This window comes from Pseudemcibacter aquimaris, from assembly GCF_028869115.1.
GTDB lineage: Bacteria > Pseudomonadota > Alphaproteobacteria > Sphingomonadales > Emcibacteraceae > Pseudemcibacter > Pseudemcibacter aquimaris.
This window is the reverse complement of the sequence record NZ_CP079800.1, coordinates 30,625-54,396: the sequence shown is the minus strand read 5'-3', so window position 1 is coordinate 54,396 and position 23,772 is coordinate 30,625. Positions and strand designations below refer to the sequence as shown.

Sequence of the window (23,772 nt, the reverse complement as noted above, 5' to 3'; positions counted from 1 at the left end):
TTCAATAAAAATAATTATGGAGAAAAACTCGTGGCAACAGTCGGTCAAGATACCCTGAATACACGCCGCACGCTTAACGTGGGCGGAAAAGAATATGATTATTATTCTCTACCAGAAGCAGCAAAACAGTTAGGTGACATTTCACGTCTGCCTTATTCAATGAAAGTTTTGCTAGAAAACCTTCTTCGTTATGAAGACGGTGTTACAGTTTCAACTGAAGATGTTCAGGCAATTGTTGACTGGCAAAAAGAAAAGCGCATGAACCGCGAAATTCAATATCGCCCAGCACGCGTTTTGATGCAGGATTTCACTGGTGTTCCTGCGGTTGTTGATCTGGCCGCGATGCGTAATGCCATTAACGATCTGGGCGGTGACCCGGAACAAATTAACCCGCTAAGCCCGGTTGATCTTGTGATTGACCATAGTGTGATGGTTGATAACTTCGGTGATAACAGCGCGTTCCAAAAGAACGTTGATCTAGAAATGTCACGTAACAACGAACGTTACCAGTTCCTACGTTGGGGCCAGAACAGCTTTGATAACTTTTCTGCGGTGCCACCTGGCACAGGTATCTGTCACCAGGTAAACCTTGAATATATCGCAAAAACAGTTTGGACAGCGGATGTTGACGGTCGCACAGTTGCGTTCCCTGATACATGTGTGGGAACAGACAGTCATACAACAATGATCAACGGACTTGCGGTTCTTGGTTGGGGTGTTGGCGGTATCGAAGCTGAATCAGCAATGCTTGGTCAGCCAGTATCCATGCTGATCCCTGAAGTTGTTGGCTTCAAGCTAACTGGTAAAGCACGCGAAGGCATTACAGCGACAGACATTGTTCTAACCGTTGTTGAAATGCTACGTAAGCACGGCGTTGTTGGTAAGTTTGTTGAATTTTACGGTGACGGCCTTGATCAAATGACACTTGCTGATCAGGCAACAATCGCGAATATGGCGCCAGAATATGGCGCGACATGTGGTTTCTTCCCTGTTTCACAAGCAACACTTGATTATTTAGAGTTCTCTGGTCGTGATGAAGAAACAATCAACCTTGTTGAAGCATACGCAAAAGAACAAGGCATGTGGCGTGATGCGTCAACGCCTGATCCTGAATATACTTCTGGTCTTGAGCTTGATATTTCAACAGTTGAGCCATCACTTGCTGGCCCAAGCCGCCCGCAGGACCGCGTTTCACTAAGCAATGCAACAAACGCATTCAACGAAGTACTTGAAGCACGCGGTAAAGCCGCTGAAAAAGACACAGGATTTGCCGTTGAAGGAAAAGATTTCGAACTTCACCACGGTGACGTTCTGATCGCGGCGATTACATCATGTACAAATACTTCAAACCCAAGCGTTCTTGTTGGTGCCGGTCTTGTTGCGAAAAAAGCAAACGAGCTTGGCCTTAATTCAAAACCATGGGTTAAAACATCACTTGCCCCTGGATCGCAGGTTGTAACTGACTATCTTGATAAAGCGGGTCTTACACCGCATCTTGATGCTCTTGGTTTCGATCTTGTGGGTTATGGCTGTACAACATGTATTGGTAACTCTGGTCCGCTTGCGGATGACCTACGTACGACAATCAATGACAATGAAATGATTTGTGCGTCTGTTCTTTCCGGTAACCGTAACTTTGAAGGTCGTGTGAGCCAAGATCTTAAGACATCTTATCTTGCGTCACCACCACTTGTTGTTGCTTACGCGATTGCAGGTACACTCCAAATCGACATCACAAAAGATGCCATCGGTCAGGATAAAAACGGCAATGATGTATACCTAAAAGACATCTGGCCAACTAACCAAGAGATCGAAGAAACAATTCGTGCGTGCCTAACACGTGAAATGTTTGTTGAACGTTATAAAGACGTATTCGCAGGCACAGAACAGTGGCAGGCGATCAAATTCCCTGAAGGCCAAACATACGCATGGGATGACACAAGTACATACATCCAACACCCACCATATTTCCAAGGCATGAGCATGGAAACAGGTGACGTTGCGGACATCAGAGGTGCGAACTTACTGGCGCTACTTGGTGACAGTATTACAACTGACCATATCTCACCAGCTGGTGCGATTAAAGCGGATAGCCCGGCGGGTGAATATCTGGCTGCTAATGGTGTTGAGCGTATCGATTTCAACTCATACGGTTCACGTCGTGGCAACCACGAAGTCATGATGCGCGGTACTTTTGCGAACGTTCGTCTTCGTAACTTAATGGCACCGGGCACAGAAGGTGGCATTACGACATATATCCCAACTGGTGAGCAAATGAGCATCTATGATGCATCCATGAAGTACCAAGAAGCCGGCACAAACCTAGTGGTTGTTGGTGGTAAAGAATATGGTACTGGTTCATCACGTGACTGGGCGGCGAAGGGTACAAACCTTCTTGGTGTTAAAGCTGTGATCGTGGAAAGCTTTGAACGTATTCACCGTTCCAACCTTGTTGGTATGGGCGTTCTTCCATTACAGTTTAAAGGTGATGACAACCGCGAGAGCCTAAACCTTGTAGGTACTGAAACATTCGACATCACTGGTATTGCAGGTAACCTTGCACCACAACAAGACGTGAATGTGAAAATCACTTATGCTGACGGCTCAACAAAAGACATTGTTGTTCTAAGCCGTATTGATACAGCAAACGAAGTTGAATATTACAAAAACGGTGGTATCCTTCATTACGTTCTGCGTAATCTTGCATCACAGTAAGTAATAAAAAAGATTTAGAAAAGCCGGGTCATTTAATCCGGCTTTTTTTATGCGCGATTAATCACGTTTCTTTTCACGGGCCCCAAATAAATATTTAAAGGCACTGGCATTCGCCGCCACCACAATCGCAAGCATCACAAATGTCAAAAATGCTGTCGGCAATTCAACAAGGATATCAGCCACATAAACATCAACATTTGCTTGCCTTACAATATTTTCTGCTGAATTGCGGAATAAGAAAGTAATGATGCTAAGCGGTAAAAATGCCCTAAAGATCAGGTGCCAGATTGTCCAGGTATATCCCTTCGTTTTATTCCAGATCATTTTAAAATCGACCGTCTTACGCCCAAGCGCCCGCGCCGCAGAAAGGAATGACAACCGGATAATGACAGGTGATAACAGCAAGAAAACAAGGAACACTGAATTTGATACAATGGATGTGACAAATTGATCGGTAAGCTCCACACCATTTGATGCCTGAAAAATCATCGTGGCAATGGATATGATTAATGCCGGCACGATCAATGCAAAGGTTATAATAACAAACCGTAAGCAGGCCTTAAAAAATGCGTCCATCCCAAGAAATCCGCTCGCGCGCATTGTTTTATATAATTCTTTATAGCTGGCGTATTCTGTCCCCATTAAGAAATGGCGATACCAGACAAGCGCAAAAGCAGCGGATAAGAAAGCCCTTAACACACCGATTTGATTTTCAAAGCCAATTTCCAGATATAAAAAATCCGAGATAATCCCGATCCAAACCCAAAGTAAAATAGGAATTGAAGATAATTTTAAAAACAAGCCGTAATGAGAGGTTAGGAAATTATAACTAAGGCGCATCACTTCCGTTATGGATAATTCACCATCTTTAACGACATTATGATTATGATGAATTTCTGACAACGAATGCTCCTTAAGGTGTTCTTATTCTATAAATTATATCACAGATATGAACGTACCCTTACTTATTCCATAAGCTTTTAATTATATTCATAAAAAAACCGCCCTGATCAAAAGCGGTTTTTAAATTTTTTAAAAAAGAATCGGACGATCTTATTTAAAGCTTTCTTCCATAACTTTTGAAAGCCTCGCTGCAAAAGCGACCGGATCCTCCGGCACCTCGCCTTCTATAATTCTTGCCTGATCCAGAAGCATTAATGACGCATCCTTTAGCGCATCAACCGATCCATCTTTCGCGGCTTGCGATGCAAGTGCCTTGATAAGTCCGTTTTCCGCATTGATTTCCATCACGCGGGCACTGGCCGCTCCATCAAGTTTGTTATGCATTTTAAGAATGCGTTCCATATGCATATCCATATCATTATCATCCGCAACCAGACAAACAGCACTATCGGTAAGACGGTTTGATTTACGAACGTCTTTCACGGCTTCACCAAGATTTGTTTTTAGCACACCAATAAGAGCATCCAGTTCCGGTGCATTTTCCTGGTCTTTCTCATCGTCCTTTTTGTCATCCAGATCAGCTGATCCGCGGGTGACAGACGCTAACTTTTTGCCGTCAAATTCCGGCATCATTTGAAGCCAAAATTCATCCACAGGATCAACGAAATAAAGAACCTCTATGCCCTTGGCTTTAAATCCTTCAAGCTGCGGTGAACGTTTCGCCGCCGCTAGATTATCAGCCGTGATGTAATAAATCGTATCTTGGCCTTCATTCATACGTGAAACATAATCTTCCAGTGTTGTCAGATCATCACCTTCTGTGGAATTAAAGAGCGACATTTTTAAAATTTGATCGCGTCTTTCGAAATCTTCGTAAATACCTTCTTTAAGAACTGCGCCGAAGCTTTCCCAGAATTTTTCATAACCCTCACGGTCTTTCTTTTGCTTTTTCTCTAGCTCGGAAAGAACGCGTTTGGTTACGGCCTTGGAAATAGTGGTCATGACCGGGTTATTTTGCAGCATTTCACGACTGATATTCAGCGGAAGGTCTTCACTGTCCACAACACCGCGAATGAAACGAAGATAACTTGGCAATAGATCTTCACAATCATCCGTAATAAAGACACGCTTTACATATAATTTTACTTTTGTTTTACGGGCTGGATCAAACAGATCCATTGGTTGCTGACTTGGAACAAACAGAAGCACCGTATATTCAATCATGCCTTCTGCGCGGTAATGAATGGTCATGCCCGGATCATCATAGGCATGGGCCACATGATGATAAAATTCTTTATATTGTTCATCTGTAATATCGGTTTTTGGACGCGCCCAAAGTGCAGTGCCATCATTTACCTTTTCCGATGTTTCTTTTTCTTCCGCGTCCTTATCATCATTTTTGCTGATCAAAGTAATCGGAAGGGTGACATGATCACTGTATGTCTTGATGATGTTTTTAAGGCGCATCACTTCAAGAAATTCTTCTGCATCATCCTTGATATGCAGCATAATTGATGTACCCGGCCCCGCTTTTTCAGCATCCGAAATTGTATATTCGCCAATACCGTCCGATGACCACAGATACCCTTGTTCTTCGCCTGCTTTACGGCTTAGGACCTCTACCTTATCCGCAACCATGAAGACGGAATAGAAACCAACACCAAATTGACCAATTAGATTGACGTCTTTTTTCTCGTCACCGGAAATATTTTCCATGAAGGCGGACGTCCCACTACGGGCAATCGTACCAAGATGGGAAATCAGGTCGTCTTTATTCATTCCGATACCGTTATCGGAAACTGTTAATGTTTTTGTATCTTTATCAAGGCGGATATCGATGGCAAATTCGCCAGCATCTTTGATCAAATCTGCATTGGTAAGACCTGCATAACGCAACTTGTCACACGCATCTGATGCATTTGAAATAAGTTCTCTTAAGAAAATTTCACGGTCACTATATACAGAGTGAACCATCATATGAAGAAGTCGGGAAACTTCTGCTTCAAAACCATGTTTTTCGGTTGTCATATTTTCACTAATCCCATTTATTTAACTTTACACGTCAGATATGGCGTAAAGTTAAATAATTTCAAGGGGGGAACGTGAGAAAAACACCCTATTTTATCAATTTTATATTACCGCCAAGACCATCAAATAACCCGTCCATTTTATCCAGCCATTTTTTGATGGGGCTATCCTCTTTCAATATTGATTTCGGGCTGGTTGCACGCGCCCAAAGAAATAAAGAATAAAAACAATAATCCTGATAGGCGGGGCTATCCCCACAAAAATATTCTGATGATTTAAGATAAGCTTCATATGGTATTAAATTATTCTGAAAAGTCACCAGCGCATCATGATAATTTTCTGCGGCATCTTCGATGGTGCAGCCAATACGTGGTTCACGGGTTTTTCTGAAAAAATCCTGATCCCTTTCATCAAGAATTTTATATATATCGGAAACCAACGTTCTGAATAACGGCATCAATAATGGCATGCCCATTTGAAAACCGAAAAGATGCGCCGCCGCACGCCCGCGTGGCCCACCGAATAAGTCTGCACCGTCCGGATATGCATCCTGAATATAACAGGCAATATGCCAGCTATCCGGAATTATGTTTTCGCCGTCCACTAATACAGGCACGGTTTTGCTATCTGCGAAAGAAAGGGTATCCGCGATTTCCGTAAACCTTAAGGGTACGCTTTCAAATTTTAATCCCTTATGTGCAAGCGCAAGTTTGCTACGCCACGCAAAAGGGCTAAAGGGCATATTCGGATCACGACCAACAAGTTCATATAATTTCATGGAAGACTCCCTTATCTTTTATCAAGCGTAACACACCCCATAAAAAATTGCAGCCAGTTGATTTCATATTGCTGGGTGAAGGGGAGGGAAAAGGGTTCGCAATATTTCAAAAAACTGGCCGCAGGGACTAACAAAAACAAATGTATTTTTTAATTAGGGCATTGATAGGACCCAATTAAGGTCATTTTGTGGCATTTTTTATTTGCAAATAAATTCTTCCCGCGACACAATCATTTTAATGACTGATCAGCCAACAATAATTCCATTTTCTTCAAGCCAGAATAACAAGGCTTTTGCGCAAAATATTTTCTTTGAACGTAGGGAATTTGAAGCGATTTTAAACATTTACGGTAAAATGGTTGCATCCGGTCACTGGAAAGATTACGCCATTTCCGGCAGTAAAGACGCGGCTATTTTCGCCGTTTATCAAAAGGCAAGTGAACGGCCCGCTTTTTCCATTACAAAGACACCGGCATTAAGGTTAAAGCAAGGTGCCTTTGCCATTCTTGGCAGTCAGGGACAAGTTTTAAAACGCGGTCACGAATTAAAAACCGTGCTTAAATATTTTGATAAAAAACTGATTAAACTGGTTCAGTAATTATTTTCGATAAGGCTGCCGTGGGGGTTTTAAAACCGTATTCCGACCATCCATATCCGGGTCAGGTTCCGGAAAATCAAGCGTATGATGAAGACCACGGCTTTCGGTTCTGGAAAGGGCCGAACGTACAATCAAATCAGATACCGTCACAAGATTACGAAGCTCAAGCAAATCGGGCGTCACCCTAAAGGCACTATAATATTCACGAATTTCACCCGCGAGCATATCAATACGGCGCGCGGCACGTTCAAGACGTCTTGTGGACCTCACAATGCCAACGTAATCCCACATAAAGTGACGCAATTCGTTCCAGTTATGGGATACAACCACTTCTTCATCTGAATCTCTTACGCGGCTCTCATCCCATGGTTTGATATTTTCGCTAAATTTTTCATGACCGATATTTTTTGCTATATCTTTCGCAGCCGAATGGGCAAACACCAAACATTCAAGAAGCGAATTACTCGCCATGCGGTTGGCACCGTGAAGTCCCGTATGGGCCACTTCCCCAATTGCGTATAAATTTTTCACATCCGTTCTGGCATTAAGATCAGCCATCACACCGCCGCATGTATAATGTGCTGCTGGCACAATCGGAATAGGTTCCTTGGTCAGGTCATAACCAAGCTTCAAACATCTTTTATAAATGGTCGGGAAATGTTCTGTGATAAAATCATCGTCTTTATGGGAAATATCCAGATACAGATGATCTACACCCAAACGTTTCATTTCATGGTCAATGGCATGGGCAACAATATCACGTGGGGCCAGTTCCGCACGTTCATCAAAACGGTCCATAAACCGTTCCCCATCAGGCAGTCTTAATACAGCCCCTTCCCCGCGCAGTGCCTCGGTTAAAAGAAACGTTCGTGTTTCCGGATGATAAAGACAGGTCGGATGAAATTGATTAAATTCCATATTGGCGACCCGACATCCGATGCGCCACGCCATGGCAATTCCATCCCCTGTCGACCCATCAGGGTTTGATGTATAAAGATACGCTTTACTGGCACCACCCGTTGCAAGCACCGTTGCTTTAGCACGGAATAAATCCACCTTGCCGCGTTTGGTATCAAGAATATAGGCACCCACACATTTTTGTGTTTTTCTGTTTTTCTTGTCGCTGCTGATCAGGTCCACCGCCATATGGTGTTCAAATAGGGTGATATTCGGATGTTCTTTCACCTTTTTTTCCAGTGAAATCTGAACTTCCTTACCCGTGGCATCGGCACTATGGATTACACGGCGGAAAGAATGGCCGCCTTCCTTAGTCAGGTGATAATCACCATCGACATTTGAATTTTCATCTTTGGTAAAATCAGCACCATTTTCAATTAACCAATTAATGGCTTCCTTGCCCTGATCAACAACAAACTTAACAGCGTCATATTCACAAAGACCGCCACCCGCGTTCAATGTATCTTCGATGTGTGATTCTTTGGTATCCCGATCATCAAGCACGGCAGCAATACCGCCTTGCGCCCACGACGTGCTACCGCTGTTTAGTTTATTTTTTGATAGAACCGCAACCTTGGCATTATCCGCAACATGCAGCGCAAGACTAAGGCCCGCCGCCCCACTTCCAATCACAAGTACATCGAAATCATGGGCGACATGCATGGCTTATCCTTCCTTACTTTTGGTTAGTTGTAAGAAGATATCCTCAAGATCGCTTTCTTCGGTTCTAAGATCAGCGATTTCAATATCCGTTGCTGATACTTTCTTTAAAATCTCACCGACTGTAATGCTGCTTGGGCTAAAGTGAATAACAATTTCCCCGTCATCATTTAATTTACCGCCAATAGATTTAAGTTCGTCTGGCACCTCATTAACAGGGGTAACGGGTGCAATCACAACCATCTTTTCATCAACCTGTTTTAAAAGCGCAGGTGTTTTTTCACAAATAACAAGTTCACCGTGGTTGATAATGGCAATTTCGTCACAAAGCTCTTCTGCTTCTTCCAGATAATGGGTCGTCAGTACAATTGTCACGCCTTGTTTATTCAGTTCCCTAACATATTCCCAAATATGCTTTCTTAGTTCCACATCAACACCGGCCGTTGGTTCATCAAGCACAAGAATGGGTGGGCTATGGACCATCGCCTTGCCCACAAGCAAACGGCGCTTCATTCCCCCTGATAAAAAGCGGGTATAAGCGTCACGCTGTTCTTCAAGGCGCATGGCTTTTAAAATTTCATCGGATCTGCGTTCTTCTTTTGGAATACCGTAAAATCCGGCATAAAGTTCAAGCATTTCATAAGGCGTAAAATAAACATCAAAGGTTATTTCTTGCGGAACGATACCGATATTGGCCTTGGCATTACGGATATCTTCATCAATATCAAATCCCCATACCTCAACCGATCCTTCGGATTTATCAACGATACCGGCGATAATATTAATGGTCGTTGATTTACCCGCACCATTAGGACCAAGTAGGCCAAAAATAGAACCGCGCGGAATGGAAAGATCAACCCCTTTCAGGGCTTCTTTCGGTTTTGATGCGCCGTCGGCTTTATATGTTTTCTTTAGGCCGCGAATTTTTATCGCGAGTTCTTGATCTGTCATCTTTTATGATCCAATATGAGCTTGCTTATTCGGTATCATTCGCTAGTCTACGGGTCAATGTATAATCTGGGTATAATTCAAAAAAAACGGAAACCAAATCACATGTCAAACGACAAACATCTCTATCTTATTGACGGATCAAGTTTTATTTTCAGGGCTTATCATGCCATCCGTCCATTAACCCGTCCGGACGGTACACCCGTTAACGCGGTATCCGGTTTTTGTAATATGCTGTTTAAATTATTACGTGATCTTGATGATAGCGAACGCCCAAGCCACCTTGCCGTTATTTTTGATGCCGGAAAGAAAACATTCAGAAATGATATTTACCCGGAATATAAAGCACACCGCCCACCGGCACCAGATGATTTAATCCCACAATTTGCGATCATTCATGAGGCCGTCGAAGCATTTAACCTGCCCTCCATCCAGCTTGAAGGGTATGAGGCCGATGATATCATCGCCACCTATGCAAAACGCGCAGAGGCAGAAGGCAGTAAAGTAACCATCGTTTCCACTGATAAAGATTTGATGCAGCTGGTCAGCGAAGATGTCACCATGTTTGATACCATGAAAAACCGCCACATCGGCATTGAAGAAGTCGTTGAAAAATTTGGGCTTGGTCCTGAAAAAGTCATTGAAATTCAAGCGCTTGCCGGTGATAGCGCCGATAACATCCCGGGTGTCCCCGGTATTGGCGTCAAGACGGCAGCGTTACTTTTATCTGAATATGGTGATCTGGAAACATTGCTTGAACGCGCGGGGGAAATAAAACAGAATAAACGCCGTGAGAACCTAATCGAAAATGCGGATCTCGCGCGTGTTAGTCTTGAACTGGTAACCCTTTCCACTGATGTTCCTGATCTGCCGGAAATTAGTACAATGGAACTTGGTGATATTGATCCGGATAAAGTTTTACCATTTCTTGAAGAACAAAATTTCAGAAGCCTGCAAACACGGATTCTTACCCACCTTGGCCCTGATGTATCAGCAGAGTTTGCCCCCATCGAAAATGCCGCACCAAAAGAAGTGAACTATGAAACGGTGACGACGATGGACGCCTTAAAGCGCTGGATCAAAATTTGCGAAAACGAAAGACAGGTGACCATTGATACGGAAACAACATCGGTTAATGCCATGGCCGCCGATCTTGTCGGGATATCATTATCCGTAAAAAGCGGGGATGCCTGTTATATCCCGCTTGCCCATGTAAGCCATAGCGATGAACCGGCTGATTTGTTATCAGAACCAACGGATCAAAAATTACCTGACCAAATTCCAATGCAAGAAGCGTTGGATCTGTTAAAACCGATGCTTATTAACCCGGCCATTTTAAAAATCGGTCAAAATATTAAATATGACGCACTGGTCCTTAAGAAATACGACGTTGCCATCACACCATTCGATGACACCATGCTTATTTCATATGTGCTTGATGCGGGCGTCAATAAACACAGCATGGATGAATTGGCGCAAGTTCATTTGGATCATAAAACGATTCCGTTTAAGGAAATCGCAGGAACAGGCAAAAAACAAATCACTTTTGATAAAGTAGATGTTGAAAAGGCAACCGAATATGCCGCTGAAGATGCGGATATTACAGGACGTTTACATCGGCTATTAAAACCACGTCTTGTGCAGGAAAAGATGGTCAATGTTTATGAAACACTCGAGCGTCCATTGGTTCCGGTGCTTGTTGATATGGAATATAATGGTATCAAAGTCGATAAAGACATGCTGAACCGTCTTTCCAATGAATTCGCCATCCGTCTTAGCGAGCTGGAAAGCGAAATTCATGACCTTGCGGGCCATCCATTTAATATCGCTTCACCAAAACAACTTGGTGAAGTGCTGTTTGATGAAATGGGCATTCCCGGCGGCAAAAAAAGTAAGACCGGCGCCTATAGCACAGGCGCAGATATTCTGGAAAAACTGGCTGCAGAAGGACATACGTTACCAGAAAGGGTTCTTGAATGGCGCGCACTTGCGAAATTGAAAAGCACATATACGGATGCGCTTCAAAACGATATCAATAAAGACACAGGCCGCATTCACACGTCATATTCACTGGCGGCGACAACGACAGGGCGACTGTCATCAACGGACCCGAACCTTCAAAATATTCCGATCCGGAGCGAAGAAGGTCGCAAAATCAGAAACGCTTTTATTCCGGAAAAAGGATATAAACTGGTTGCTGCTGACTATAGTCAGATTGAATTAAGATTGCTCGCACATATTGCCGATCTTGAAAGCCTAAAGAACGCTTTCAACGAAGGCATTGATATTCACGCAATGACCGCATCCGAAGTGTTCGGTGTTCCGATCGAAGGAATGGACCCGATTGTAAGACGTCAAGCCAAGGCGATTAACTTTGGTATCATATATGGTATCAGTTCATTTGGCCTTGCCAATCAATTGGGTATGAGCCGCGGTGAAGCAAAAACATTCATCGATAAATATTTCGAACGTTTCCCTGGCATCCGTCACTATATGGAAGACACCAAACAATTCTGCCGCGATAAAGGATATGTAGAAACCATATTCGGCCGCAAAATCCATATTGGCAGCATCAACGATAAAAATGGCATGCGCAGATCATTCGGTGAGCGCGCCGCTATTAACGCCCCGATCCAAGGATCAGCCGCCGATGTCATTCGCCGCGCCATGATTCGTATGCCGGACGCATTAAAAGACGCAGGATTAAATGCCAAAATGCTGCTTCAGGTGCATGACGAACTGGTATTCGAAGTACCCGAAGATGAACTGGAAAAAACAACGCCAATCATTACAAGCGTGATGGAAAAAGCGGCCCTTCCGGCACTGGAAATTTCCGTGCCGTTAACCGTGGATTGTGGTATTGGTGATAACTGGAACGAAGCGCATTAATTAACGTTTTGCGACCGCAATATCGGAAATAAGTACTCTTGCCTGATCATGGTTCAGAACCTGATTGGTGATGTTTTGCAACATATTGCCAAGCATGTTGGCATTCACCGGACGGTTCACATCCAGATAATTCATCGCCAGTTTCATGGTTTCCTGCATATAGGCATTCTTAAGCCGCGGCATGATCTTCTCAGCAATCTTTCTTTGCTTGTCATCTTCGATTTTAAGCTGCATGACCACAGTCATCGTTCCTGCGGGGCGTTTACGCTTATTATACATTGCGACATTGATCGGTGGAATTTCAAGAAATTCACTGACCTCTTCCGCGGGGGCGTCGGATGGGGGGGCTGCATTCGCCATCACGCCAAACATCATTCCTGCCACCATTATTAACAAATACCTGATCATCATTTGTCCTTTTATATTATTGTGCCACCGGTTACGGCCAATACCCGCTGTAAACCATCCTGATAACGGGATAATCTTTCCTGCAAGTGGGCTGGCGCCGGGCCAAAATTATTCTTTGCTTCCGCAAGTAGTTGCGCTTTAAGCGGATCGAATGTGAGCGATCTATGTGCACTTTCAATCACGCGTAACGCATCATCCAATGCACCCATTATATATTCAGCTTCTTGCTTATTACCAAAATTAAAGGCGTTATTAAGACCTAGTGCAAAAATACCACCCAGATCATTTGGATCTATTTCATCACTGTCATCAAGATCAAATAAAACTTCTGAAGCGATGATGCTGCGCTCTTCTAGTCCAAGCTTTGATAAAGCATCACGTCCATCTTCCCCTGCTTTAAATTCAACAGTCGAACCGTTTTGCGCCTGAATTTTTAGCGCTGGCCCTTCATCACCATAAGTAACGGTCGCCTTTAAATTACGTGTTGAATATGTGTTAATTCTTGTCGCAAGTGTATCGTAGGTATCACCCTCACGAATATCGATTTTAATATCACGCCCACCATTAACGGAAATATAAAAATAATCACCCTCGCGGGCCGATGTCTGTGTTTCAATATTTCTGGTTTGATCGTTATCAATGGTACCCGTCTGAAGCCCGAGCTTATCAAGAACAGATGACCCATTGGCGACAAAAGAAATGGCCGCCGCATCATTATAACCGCTTGCAATACCACCAAGTTGATCTTGTGAGGTAATAGAACCTGATGTCGCATCAATCTTGGTGACAAATCCATCCGTAATACCAGTTTTGCTTTCGCCGCTTAAGGTGCCGGTTGTCGTACCCGCAACATAAACAGACCCATTTGCAATACTTAAATCAGCAATACTATCCGACGCCGCTGTCCCAACATATGTGGTAAAATCAGCAGAAAAACTTCCGCCATTATCCGAAAGTTTGGTGACAAAACCGTCACGTCCACCGCTATAACTGTTTGCAACTGTTCCCCCGTTTAGAGACCCACTTAACGTCGTGCCTGTGACATATACATCAGTACCATCAACGGCAATACCGGTAATTTCACCGCCGTCCAAATCACCAATATCATATGTTGCAAGTGTGTTTGTAAGATCATTCGCATCAAGCTTACGAATGACGGCATTACCGTCTTCTTCCGCAAGAACCAAAAGATTACCATCATCGGCGATCGCGATATTTTTACCGATATCATCGCCAGCGCCGCCATATTGAACCTTTTCACGCACGATACCGTTGTCACCATCAAGCTTTACCAGGGTGACATCCTCACCGCCATTTGCAGTGGTGGTTGCATCAATGCGTCCGCTTACTTGACCCGTAAAATAAACATCACCATTTGCATCCACCGTCAGGCTGTTTGCCTGATCTGTTGCAATGGTATCAAGTTGCTGTGTCCATAATTCTTCGCCTGATGATGAAAACTTGCTAACGAAACTGTCCGTACCGGCGAACACATCGCTTGTGATTAATTCCTCATTGGTTTTTCCGGCAATAACCACATTGTCATTTGCATCAATGGCGATATCAAAGGCTTCTGCCTGATCGCTCGCTCCAACGAGTCGTGACCAGAGAAGTTCGCCTGTCGATGAATATTTCGACAGGAACACGTCGCTGGTTTCTGCTCCATTGATTTGCCCGCCGAGGTCGCCTTCTGTTGTTCCTACAACAAAAGTGTTTCCTTGACTGTCAACTTGAAGCGCAACAGGGGTCGTATTAAAAGTCACAGTGGTCGACTGTGTTTCTGTTGCACCCTCATCATCACTATCAGCGGGAATAACAAACCCATTTTCATCTATGCCTTGAATTTCTGTGCTGAATGATTTCGTCGGATCGGCACTATCAATATTAGAATATTTGGTTAATGTGCCACCAATAATCGATCCAAAATCACCTGATCTTTCTGTACCTGCCACAATCAATGCCGGATCAGAGCTTGCAGCGGAAAATGAAATTTTTTCAATACCGTCAATATCAAATTTTAACGCGAATTTTCCGTCTTCGACCTCTTCCACACTAGCACGGGTCTTATATTTTCCTACCGTTTGGCCTTCGTTGTTTAAGGTGGTGATTTCGCTTATCTTCTGATTAATCAGGTCTTTAAGATTTTCAAGGGACACGGTGCCACTGATTTCAGACAGATCAATGGTAATATCCTCATTTTCAGAAATCGTATCAATGTTAATTGTAAATACTTCATCACCATTTAGCCCCAGAATTGGTGCCGTATCACTAACTGCTGCAACGACACCGCCGACATAATCACGGTCATCTTTACCGAGCGCAGATTCAGTCGTGACATATGATTTTTTCTCACCTGCCATCAATATAAGCTTATCCAGCTCAGCAGATTTAATATAATCATCAACCTGTGAAAGGCCTGTTTGGAACTGCGTGCTTAGCCCCGCAATTTGGGAAGATAGTGTACCACTATCCGATGCATATTCCGCGATTGTCCGTAAATCATTGATGGCTGAATAAATTGTGAAAAGCGCTTTATTGTCTTTGTCAAAACCAGCCTCACGTACAGCACTGGTATTTTCATTGATGAAATTGGTCTTATTTCTGATTTGATTATAACGACTTAGAAGAGAGCGGTCATCCTCTTCTGCCCAAGGGGTTATAACGGCGGGGGTTCTTGATTGCGCGGCCGAAGACGGAGCCGCAAATGAGCTCGTCCCAATGCCATTTCTGACATTATACTGCGTGCCGAGTAACGACACGTCTAAATTTACCAAATTAAAGTCGACCACTTTTTTCTACTCTGATTTCTTCAGATACAATATTGCACTATATAGACTATAACCAAATTGTTAACAAATTATATATTTTCCCAAGAATTCTGGGATTTTTTACAAGTTGCTATTGAAAGATGGGCGTTCTGCATTTACATCTATCAAAAGATATATTTTTGATTTTGGAAATAATTTATGGGTAACTTTGCTTTTATACTCGCTGACCTTGTCTTAACAATCGCCAGCATCGCAAAATTTTTGCTTTTCGTTTACATCATTTTAAGCCTATTGATGTCATTTAATGTCATTAATGCCTATAACCAATTTGTAAACATGATTTATGGCTCCCTTTACCGCTTATTTGAACCTGCGCTTGCGCCATTCAGACGCCTAATGGGCGGCGGCATGGGCGGTCTTGATTTTTCACCGATTATATTATTCTATTATTGGAATTTGGCGCCAGGTTCATTGCTGAAGCCATCGTTTCACTCGCATAAAAAGGATTTTTCATGACCGCATCGATTATTGACGGTAAGGCATTCGCCGCGAATGTAAAAGAAACTGTCGCCCGCAAAGTTGAAACATTAAAAAATGATCATGACCTGACACCGGGCCTTGCGGTTGTGCTCGTGGGTGAGGATCCAGCCAGTCAGGTTTATGTACGCAACAAAAATAAATCCACCGTTGCCGCAGGAATGAATAGTTTCGAGCATCTTATGAATGATGATGTCAGCGAAGCCGACCTGATCGCAAAGGTCAACGAACTTAATAATGATCCTGCTGTTCATGGTATTCTGGTTCAACTGCCGCTACCAAAACATATAAATGAAGCAGCCGTGATTGAAAGTATTTCACCGGAAAAAGACGTGGATGGTTTTCACGTAATCAACAGCGGCTTGCTGGCCACGGGTGGTAAAGGCATGGTGCCATGTACACCCCTTGGCTGCATCATGATGCTTAAGGATAAATTGGGAAATCTTAGCGGACTTGATGCCGTGGTTGTGGGCCGTTCGAATATTGTTGGTAATCCTATGGCGCAACTGCTGCTTAATGAAAGCTGTACTGTGACCATCGCCCACAGCCGCACGAAAAACATCGAAGATGTCGTTCGCCGTGCAGACATTGTTGTCGCGGCCGTTGGTGTTCCGGAACTTGTAAAAGGCGACTGGATTAAAGAAGGCGCAACAGTGATCGACGTTGGTATTAACCGCATCACCAAAGACGATGGCAAAACAAAACTTGTCGGTGATGTTGAATTTGATAGTGCGGCGGAACGAGCGGGCGCGATTACCCCTGTACCGGGCGGCGTTGGCCCAATGACAATTGCGGTTCTTCTTGCCAATACGGTTACCGCCGCCTGCAGACAAGCTGGCATCGAAGAACCAGCTTAAAACCCAGACATAAAAATAACATTTGCTAATTTATTTAAATCGTGTACCTCTTACTCTTAGTGCAGTAAGAGGTAAAAATGACCACGCTTGAAACACATTACGACAAATGGGATAAAGCCCGGATAAAAAGACAGTTTTCACAACTGGTTTCTTTATCATGGCCTATTATCCTGCAGCGCCTTGGGATTATGACCCTTGGTATTGTCGATACGGCGATGGTTGCGCAATATTCCTCAGAAGAACTCGCCTATCAGGGGCTCGCCAATAGTGCGATTGGTTCGACCCTAACGGTTGCCATGATTGGTCTTATGATGGGCACAATGGTTCTGACATCCAATGCATATGGCGCTGAAAATTACAAAGAATGTGGCCGCGTCTGGAAAAGGTCCCTGCCTTATGGGCTTGGAGTCGGGTTTATTGGTTTAATCATATGCCTGTTTGGTGAGCCTATCCTGCTCGCGCTTGGTCAAACGCCAGACATTGCACGTGGCGGCGGTGAAGTTGTCCGCGTGCTTGCCTTTGGCATCATGATGCTAGGGCCGATGTTATGTTCACAGTTTTTCCTTGAAGGAATAAGCCGCCCGCTGCCTGGTATGTTGTTTATGTTAGTTGCCAACTTCCTGAATATTTTCCTGAATTGGATTTTTGTTTGGGGCAATCTTGGGTTTGATCCAATGGGGGCCGTGGGTTCCGCATGGGCAACAACGATAGTTCGTACGTTCCTTGCCTTATCCATGTTTACATATATCTTTATGAAACTGGACCGCGAAAAATACGGCCTGCTTGAAAAAGTGGACCTTAAATGGCCGATTTGGCGCAAACAAAGACACATCGGATATGCGGCGGGCCTAACCAACACGATCGAGCATCTAGGTTTTGCCGCGCTTTATATTTTTGCAGGATATATCAGCAGCCTTGCACTTGGCTCCCTTACCATTGCCTTTACCATCTTTGGTGTTCCGTTCATGGTTTGTTATGGGGTTGCGGCGGCGACATCCGTTCGCGTGGGCATCGCCATGGGGCGTGGCGATCATCATGATATGGCGCTGGCTGGTATTTGCGGCATTGCTTATAATGGCATGATCTGTTTACCGATGATGTTCATATTGTATTTTTACCCTGAAACTATCGTTAGCTTTTTTACAACTGACGCTGCCTTGATTGCCCTCACCATCCCGATGATCATCTTATCCATATGGATGCTGTTTCTTGATACGGCGCAAACCGTTATGGGTAATGCCTTGCGCGGCGCACAAGATATCTGGATGCCGGCAATTTTTTATGTCATCTGTTATTCAATCGTTATGATCCCGCTTGCTTGGTATCTGACCTTTACACTGGATCATGGACAGTTAGGCTTGATTGAATGCGTCATTGTCGCTAGCCTGCTATCGTTTATATTATTAACGTCACGTTTCTTTTATTTAACAATGGTGAAAAAACCGGTCTATGAGCGCGGATAAACAAAAACTAACCTTTTCGATTATCGTTAGATCACTGATCTTTAATTTTTTCTTTTATAGCTTCATCACGCTTGGCGTTCTTTTTTGGCTTTTCCCGACATCTTTCTTCAAATCCCCTGAACCCATGCGTAATGCGATCGGGAAGATGATTGATATCATCATCACCGCATATGAAAAAATCGCGAATATAAAAATAATCGAGCGCGGCATTGAAAATATCCCAGTGGGCAAGAGCTTTATTTTTTGCAGCAAACATATGAGCAATATGGATGCACTTTTTCTTTACCGCAGATCCCCAAACCTTACGGCACTGGCAAAAAAAGAATTATTCAGGGTACCTTGTTTAAATTATGTCTTTAAAAAAATGAAAGTCCCCGCCATCAACCGTGGCGCAAGTGAAGCACAAAAACAAACGGCCGACATTGTAAAAACGCTGATCCAAAACAAAATGCCGCTGATTATTTTCGCGGAAGGCACCAGAACGGTTGTTGGTGAAAGGCGGAAATTAAAATCCGGTACATTCTATTTCCAAGAAGAAGCCGATCTGGATGTGATTGTCGTTGCCCATAATGCTGGTGTTTGTTGGCCAAAGAAATCATGGATTAAATGGCCAGGGGAATTAATCGTTGAATATTCCGAACCGATGCCCAAAGGCCTTGATAAAGAAAGCTTCATGCAAGAGATAGAACACCGCCTGCTCGATCGCAGTGAAGAATTGATGTTGTAAAATCATATAAATTCATTATATTGAACATAAATTCATGAAAGCAGATTTATGTCACAACAACAATTGCCAGACATCGGAAAAACGATCAAACAGTTAAGATCCGCAAAAGGATTAACGCTGGATCAGCTCGCCACAAGCAGCGGTGTTTCCAAATCAATGCTTTCTCAAATCGAACGAAATAAAACCAATCCAACCGTCGGCACACTTTGGAGCCTGACGGAAGCATTGAATATTGATATTGGCGATTTGCTGGGTGCCGCGCCCAAGGAAACCCAAGATAAACAAAATATTCAAATTTTAAAAAGCCATCAAACCCCAGAAATACAGAGCGCAGATGGCCTTTGTACCCTTAGAATTCTTGGGCCACTCGATCTGGTTTCCAAGGTAGAATGGTATGAGCTTAATATCGAAAAAGGCGGCATTCTTGATTCTGAACCCCACACAAATGGCACCCGTGAACATTTAACCGTACTGCGTGGCTCGGTGCTCATTTCCATGGGGGACGAGGAAAAATTATTAGAAGCCGGTGACACCGCGAGATATGACGCCGATGTTCATCACTATATTAAAAACAATGAAGAATGGCCCGCACAAGCCATATTGATCGTTCACACACCATAAATACAATATACTAGACTTTTAGTTTAATATATTGTACAACCTGATTCATGAATATACTATTTATTGGAGCAGGCCATGTCAGATCGCTATAAAAATTTCTTAAATGATCAAATTTCAACACTTAAGACCGACGGTTTATATAAATCGGAACGCGTGATTACCACGCCGCAACAGGCAGCCGTTAAAGTCGCATCATCAAACGATGATGAATTTATCAATTTCTGTGCCAATAACTATCTTGGTCTTTCCAATGATCAGATCCTTGTGGATACGGCCAAAGAATCGCTTGATCAATATGGATACGGCATGTCATCCGTGCGTTTCATTTGCGGAACACAGGACATCCATAAAGAGTTAGAAGAAAAATTAAGCAAATTCCTGAAAATGGAAGATGTGATCCTTTACCCGAGTTGTTTTGATGCCAATGCAGGTCTTTTCGAAACACTTCTGGGGCCGGAAGATGCGATCATTTCAGATGCATTGAACCACGCCAGTATTATTGACGGCGTTCGCCTTTGTAAGGCAAAGCGTTTCCGTTATGCCAATAACGATATGGCTGATCTTGAAAAATGTCTTCAGGATGCGCAAGACGCACGTTTCAGATTAATCGCCACAGACGGTGTTTTCTCAATGGACGGGATCTTAGCAAACCTTCCGGTGATTTGTGATCTAGCGGAAAAATATGACGCTATGGTGATGGTTGATGACAGCCATGCCGTTGGCTTTACCGGTGAAACGGGCGCAGGCACGCCTGAATTTTTCGGCGTTCAAGACCGTGTTAATATCATCACCGGCACATTGGGCAAGGCCATGGGCGGTGCATCCGGTGGTTATACCGCCGCATCGAAAGAGGTCGTTGAATGGCTGCGTCAAAGATCACGCCCTTATCTATTTTCAAACACACTGGCACCTGTGATCGCGGCAACATCATGCAAAGTGATTGATTTGCTATCGGAAAGACGTGAACTTCTTGAAACGCTACGGTTCAACAGTTCTTATTTCCGTGAAAAAATGACAGAAGCCGGATTTACACTTGCTGGTGCTGATCATGCCATCATCCCCGTAATGCTGGGCGATGCCAAGCTCGCATCCGATATGGCGGATAAATTATTGGAAGAAGGCATTTTCGTCATTGGCTTCTCTTTCCCTGTTGTTCCAAAGGGTGAAGCACGCATCAGAACGCAAATGTCCGCGGCCCATACGAAAGCGCAATTGGATAAAGCCATTGCAGCTTTCATCAAAATTGGACGTGAACTCGGTGTTATTGAATAGGTGATAAAATGAAAAGCCTTGTTAAAGCAAAGTCAGAAGTCGGTATCTGGCTAGAAGAAATTGAAAAACCAACCATTGGCCATAATGATGTACTGATTAAAGTAAAGAAAACGGCCATTTGCGGTACGGACATCCATATTTACAATTGGGATGATTGGGCACAACAAACCATTCCCGTGCCCATGACAGTAGGCCATGAATTTGTCGGTGAAATCGTTGAGCTGGGTTCAGAAGTTGTTGGCCTTTCTATCGGACAACGCGTTTCAGCAGAAGGACACGTCACATGTGGACATTGTCGGAAATGTCGCGCTGGCGAACGCCATCTTTGTCGTAATACGGTCGGTATAGGTGTTAATCGCCCGGGCGCATTCGCGGAATATATCAGCGCGCCAGCAACAAATGTATGTCCGTTACCATCAACCATTAGTGATGACCTTGGTGCGATCCTTGATCCGCTTGGTAATGCGGCCCATACGGCGCTTACTTATGATCTCGTGGGTGAAGACGTGCTTATTACTGGTGCTGGCCCCATCGGCATTATGGCGGTTGCCATTGCCAAACATGTCGGTGCCCGCAATGTCGTCATTACCGATGTAAATGATTATAGGCTGGGTATGGCGAAACAAATGGGCGCAACGCGCGCCGTTAATGTAACACGCAAATCCGCGGCCGAGGTTATGGATGAATTAAACATGACCGAAGGGTTCGATGTGGGTCTTGAAATGTCAGGTAATCCATCTGCCTTTGGTGATATGCTAGATTTGATGAATCATGGCGGTAAAATCGCGCTACTTGGTATTTTACCGGAAGAAACCACGATTAACTGGAACCATGTGATTTTTAAAGGACTTGAAATTCGCGGGATTTATGGCCGCCGCATGTTTGAAACATGGTATAAAATGATTGCAATGCTGGAAGGCGGACTTGATTTAAGCCCGATCCTGACACATCATTACAAACTGGATGATTACCAACAAGCGTTTGACGCCATGCTTTCCGGACAATCCGGAAAGGTGATCATTGATTGGGAATAATGGATGCGCATCACCACTCGTTTATACACAAGCGATGGTGATGCCTTTTTTCTCAAGATATTTCTGATGATATTCTTCAGCTGGCCAAAATGTTGTTGCCTCTTCAAGTGATGTAACAACAGGGTCTTTAAATTTTCCTGATGCATCAAGATCAGCAATCGATTTTTCAGCTGCCGCCTTTTGTTCATCATTAAGATAGAATACAGCCGAACGATATTGTGTACCCACATCCGGTCCTTGACGGTTTAATGTTGTCGGGTCATGAAATTCCCAAAGATTTTCAAGAAGCCCTTCAAAACTGATCACATCAGGATCATACATAATTTCAATTGCTTCGGCGTGTTTGGTTCCCTTGCCGCATACTTCCTCGTATGTTGGGTTTTCTGTATCCCCGCCGATGTAACCTACTTTTGTTTCTTTAACGCCTTCTACTTTTGAAAAATTAAGCTCCACGCCCCAAAAGCATCCTGCTGCAAAAATTGCTTTTTCCATAATATTCTTACCTTTCTATGGTGCTGGTGATGGATTATCACGGTGAATTTTATTCACTTGCTCTTCCAGCTCATCATTCCATTTGATATCAAATGCATCAATATTTTCTTTTAACTGATCCATGCTCGTTGCGCCAATAATACTTGTTGTGACAAACGGTCTTGTATCAACAAATTTTTGTGCAAGTGCCGTTAGTGTCAAACCATGCTCTCTTGCCAGGTTATAATATTTTTCAACCGCCACGCTCGTATGATCAGAACTATATCTCGTTGTAAATTCCGGGAATAATTCTCTGCGGCTTCCTTTTGGTAGTGCGCCGTTCACATATTTACCGGACAGCACACCCGCCGCAAGCGGTGAATAGGCAGCAAGTCCCATATTTTCACGCATTGAAAATTCCGCAAGTCCATGCTCGAATAATCTATTCACCAAACTATAAGCATTTTGAATAAGGCCGACACGTGGCCCTGTGCTGTTTAAATATTGCATCGCGCCCCACGGCGTTTCATTGGAAATGGCCACATGACGAACCTTGCCGGATTTCACAAAATCGTTTAACACTTCCATGGTTTCTTCAATGGGAACGGCATCCGGATCATCAATATGATTATAGCCAAAACTATCTTTAAACAGTCCGATTTTACGGTCCGGCCAGTGGGTATAATAAACATCAATATAATCGGTGCCCAACCGTTTAAGGCTGTTTTCAAGTGCATATGTCATTTGATCACGGTTAAGACGGGTTTCTTTTTCACCGTCACGTAACCAGTCCGCCGTTGAATAACCCGCCACTTTACTGGCAATGATTAATTCATCACGGTTTCCATTTTTGGAAAGCCAGTTACCAATGATTTTTTCTGTTTGCCCTGCATATTCAGGGCCACTTGGAACCGCATAAAGTTCCGCCGTATCGATAAAATTGATGCCTTTACCGATGGCATAATCAAGCTGTTCGTGGGCCTCAATTTCTGTGTTTTGTCTGCCCCATGTCATGGTGCCGAGGCAGATATTCGATACTTTTAAATCGGTTCTGCCGAGTGGTCGATATTCCACGTAAAAATTCCTTATTTTTTATTCGTAACCCTGTGTTAGTATCTATAGGTAATATGGAATATTG

General features: G+C 43.7%; 19 protein-coding genes. 10 read left to right on the top strand and 9 right to left on the bottom strand.

What is annotated here, in order from left to right; genetic code table 11:
• The first annotated feature begins 30 nt into the window (after positions 1-30).
• Entirely contained in the window at positions 31-2,715 is a 2,685-nt protein-coding gene (gene acnA, locus KW060_RS00220) for an aconitate hydratase AcnA (protein ID WP_249036463.1), read from the top strand.
• 57 nt (positions 2,716-2,772) lie between these two features.
• On the opposite strand, the gene KW060_RS00215 is transcribed toward acnA, so the two are convergent.
• The 3 genes from KW060_RS00215 to KW060_RS00205 all read right to left on the bottom strand — a co-directional run bounded on the left by KW060_RS00215 (position 2,773) and on the right by KW060_RS00205 (position 6,424).
• Complete coding sequence (locus tag KW060_RS00215) at positions 2,773-3,618, bottom strand: hypothetical protein (protein ID WP_249036462.1); 846 nt, start codon at positions 3,616-3,618, stop codon at positions 2,773-2,775.
• Positions 3,619-3,768: 150 nt separating this feature from the next.
• Positions 3,769-5,646, bottom strand: coding sequence for a molecular chaperone HtpG (gene htpG, locus KW060_RS00210; protein WP_249036461.1), 1,878 nt, complete (start codon positions 5,644-5,646; stop codon positions 3,769-3,771).
• An 88-nt stretch (positions 5,647-5,734) separates the two neighbouring features.
• Complete coding sequence (locus tag KW060_RS00205) at positions 5,735-6,424, bottom strand: glutathione S-transferase N-terminal domain-containing protein (protein WP_249036460.1); 690 nt, start codon at positions 6,422-6,424, stop codon at positions 5,735-5,737.
• A gap of 238 nt (positions 6,425-6,662) precedes the next feature.
• On the opposite strand from KW060_RS00205, the gene KW060_RS00200 reads away from it, so the two are divergent.
• Positions 6,663-7,022 carry a DUF2794 domain-containing protein gene (locus tag KW060_RS00200; RefSeq protein WP_249036459.1) on the top strand — a complete coding sequence of 120 codons (360 nt, stop codon included), beginning with the start codon at positions 6,663-6,665 and terminating at the stop codon, positions 7,020-7,022.
• On the opposite strand, the gene nadB is transcribed toward KW060_RS00200, so the two are convergent.
• Positions 7,023-8,642 (bottom strand): L-aspartate oxidase, encoded by a 1,620-nt coding sequence (gene nadB, locus KW060_RS00195; protein WP_249036458.1) that lies wholly within the window; start codon positions 8,640-8,642, stop codon positions 7,023-7,025.
• Between the two features lie 3 nt (positions 8,643-8,645).
• The gene (locus tag KW060_RS00190) at positions 8,646-9,590 is read right to left on the bottom strand and encodes an ABC transporter ATP-binding protein (protein ID WP_249036457.1); all 945 of its coding nucleotides are present in this window, start codon (positions 9,588-9,590) and stop codon (positions 8,646-8,648) included.
• Between the two features lie 102 nt (positions 9,591-9,692).
• Between KW060_RS00190 and polA the strand changes: the two genes are divergently transcribed.
• Positions 9,693-12,476 carry a DNA polymerase I gene (gene polA / locus KW060_RS00185; RefSeq protein WP_249036456.1) on the top strand — a complete coding sequence of 928 codons (2,784 nt, stop codon included), beginning with the start codon at positions 9,693-9,695 and terminating at the stop codon, positions 12,474-12,476.
• On the opposite strand, the gene KW060_RS00180 is transcribed toward polA, so the two are convergent.
• Together KW060_RS00180 and KW060_RS00175 are read right to left on the bottom strand one after the other, a co-directional pair.
• Entirely contained in the window at positions 12,477-12,884 is a 408-nt protein-coding gene (locus KW060_RS00180; protein WP_249036455.1) for a hypothetical protein, read from the bottom strand.
• A gap of 11 nt (positions 12,885-12,895) precedes the next feature.
• Positions 12,896-15,673 carry an NHL repeat-containing protein gene (locus KW060_RS00175; RefSeq protein WP_249036454.1) on the bottom strand — a complete coding sequence of 926 codons (2,778 nt, stop codon included), beginning with the start codon at positions 15,671-15,673 and terminating at the stop codon, positions 12,896-12,898.
• Between the two features lie 177 nt (positions 15,674-15,850).
• Between KW060_RS00175 and KW060_RS00170 the strand changes: the two genes are divergently transcribed.
• The 7 genes from KW060_RS00170 to tdh all read left to right on the top strand — a co-directional run bounded on the left by KW060_RS00170 (position 15,851) and on the right by tdh (position 22,163).
• The gene (locus KW060_RS00170) at positions 15,851-16,168 is read left to right on the top strand and encodes a YggT family protein (RefSeq protein WP_249036453.1); all 318 of its coding nucleotides are present in this window, start codon (positions 15,851-15,853) and stop codon (positions 16,166-16,168) included.
• Positions 16,165-17,046, top strand: coding sequence for a bifunctional methylenetetrahydrofolate dehydrogenase/methenyltetrahydrofolate cyclohydrolase FolD (folD, locus tag KW060_RS00165; protein WP_249036452.1), 882 nt, complete (start codon positions 16,165-16,167; stop codon positions 17,044-17,046). The genes KW060_RS00170 and folD overlap by 4 nt, the downstream gene beginning before the upstream one ends.
• A gap of 77 nt (positions 17,047-17,123) precedes the next feature.
• Positions 17,124-18,509, top strand: a complete 1,386-nt coding sequence (locus tag KW060_RS00160) for an MATE family efflux transporter (protein WP_249036451.1) — start codon at positions 17,124-17,126, stop codon at positions 18,507-18,509.
• On the top strand, positions 18,496-19,236 hold the full coding sequence (locus tag KW060_RS00155) for a lysophospholipid acyltransferase family protein (RefSeq protein WP_249036450.1): 741 nt from the start codon (positions 18,496-18,498) through the stop codon (positions 19,234-19,236). Before KW060_RS00160 ends, KW060_RS00155 begins: the two co-directional genes overlap by 14 nt.
• A 48-nt stretch (positions 19,237-19,284) precedes the next feature.
• Positions 19,285-19,857, top strand: a complete 573-nt coding sequence (locus KW060_RS00150) for a helix-turn-helix domain-containing protein (protein ID WP_249036449.1) — start codon at positions 19,285-19,287, stop codon at positions 19,855-19,857.
• A gap of 75 nt (positions 19,858-19,932) precedes the next feature.
• Entirely contained in the window at positions 19,933-21,129 is a 1,197-nt protein-coding gene (locus tag KW060_RS00145) for a glycine C-acetyltransferase (RefSeq protein WP_249036448.1), read from the top strand.
• Positions 21,130-21,137: 8 nt separating this feature from the next.
• A complete protein-coding gene (gene tdh, locus KW060_RS00140) occupies positions 21,138-22,163 on the top strand; it encodes an L-threonine 3-dehydrogenase (RefSeq protein ID WP_249036447.1) in 1,026 nt (341 codons plus the stop codon).
• Positions 22,164-22,184: 21 nt separating this feature from the next.
• Here tdh and msrA read toward each other — a convergent pair whose 3' ends face one another.
• Together msrA and KW060_RS00130 are read right to left on the bottom strand one after the other, a co-directional pair.
• Positions 22,185-22,655, bottom strand: coding sequence for a peptide-methionine (S)-S-oxide reductase MsrA (gene msrA / locus KW060_RS00135; RefSeq protein ID WP_249036446.1), 471 nt, complete (start codon positions 22,653-22,655; stop codon positions 22,185-22,187).
• 15 nt (positions 22,656-22,670) lie between these two features.
• On the bottom strand, positions 22,671-23,708 hold the full coding sequence (locus tag KW060_RS00130) for an aldo/keto reductase (RefSeq protein ID WP_249036445.1): 1,038 nt from the start codon (positions 23,706-23,708) through the stop codon (positions 22,671-22,673).
• Positions 23,709-23,772 lie beyond the last annotated feature (64 nt).

Excerpts from the sequence above, each read along its gene's own strand:
- msrA (WP_249036446.1), bottom strand. The coding sequence starts at position 22,655 with ATGGAAAAAGCAATTTTTGCAGCAGGATGCTTTTGGGGCGTGGAGCTT.
- KW060_RS00200 (WP_249036459.1), top strand. The coding sequence starts at position 6,663 with ATGACTGATCAGCCAACAATAATTCCATTTTCTTCAAGCCAGAATAAC.
- KW060_RS00160 (WP_249036451.1), top strand. The coding sequence starts at position 17,124 with ATGACCACGCTTGAAACACATTACGACAAATGGGATAAAGCCCGGATA.
- KW060_RS00145 (WP_249036448.1), top strand. The coding sequence starts at position 19,933 with ATGTCAGATCGCTATAAAAATTTCTTAAATGATCAAATTTCAACACTT.
- KW060_RS00180 (WP_249036455.1), bottom strand. The coding sequence starts at position 12,884 with ATGATCAGGTATTTGTTAATAATGGTGGCAGGAATGATGTTTGGCGTG.
- tdh (WP_249036447.1), top strand. The coding sequence starts at position 21,138 with ATGAAAAGCCTTGTTAAAGCAAAGTCAGAAGTCGGTATCTGGCTAGAA.
- folD (WP_249036452.1), top strand. The coding sequence starts at position 16,165 with ATGACCGCATCGATTATTGACGGTAAGGCATTCGCCGCGAATGTAAAA.
- KW060_RS00190 (WP_249036457.1), bottom strand. The coding sequence starts at position 9,590 with ATGACAGATCAAGAACTCGCGATAAAAATTCGCGGCCTAAAGAAAACA.
- nadB (WP_249036458.1), bottom strand. The coding sequence starts at position 8,642 with ATGCATGTCGCCCATGATTTCGATGTACTTGTGATTGGAAGTGGGGCG.
- KW060_RS00170 (WP_249036453.1), top strand. The coding sequence starts at position 15,851 with ATGGGTAACTTTGCTTTTATACTCGCTGACCTTGTCTTAACAATCGCC.
- KW060_RS00150 (WP_249036449.1), top strand. The coding sequence starts at position 19,285 with ATGTCACAACAACAATTGCCAGACATCGGAAAAACGATCAAACAGTTA.
- polA (WP_249036456.1), top strand. The coding sequence starts at position 9,693 with ATGTCAAACGACAAACATCTCTATCTTATTGACGGATCAAGTTTTATT.
- KW060_RS00205 (WP_249036460.1), bottom strand. The coding sequence starts at position 6,424 with ATGAAATTATATGAACTTGTTGGTCGTGATCCGAATATGCCCTTTAGC.
- htpG (WP_249036461.1), bottom strand. The coding sequence starts at position 5,646 with ATGACAACCGAAAAACATGGTTTTGAAGCAGAAGTTTCCCGACTTCTT.
- KW060_RS00155 (WP_249036450.1), top strand. The coding sequence starts at position 18,496 with ATGAGCGCGGATAAACAAAAACTAACCTTTTCGATTATCGTTAGATCA.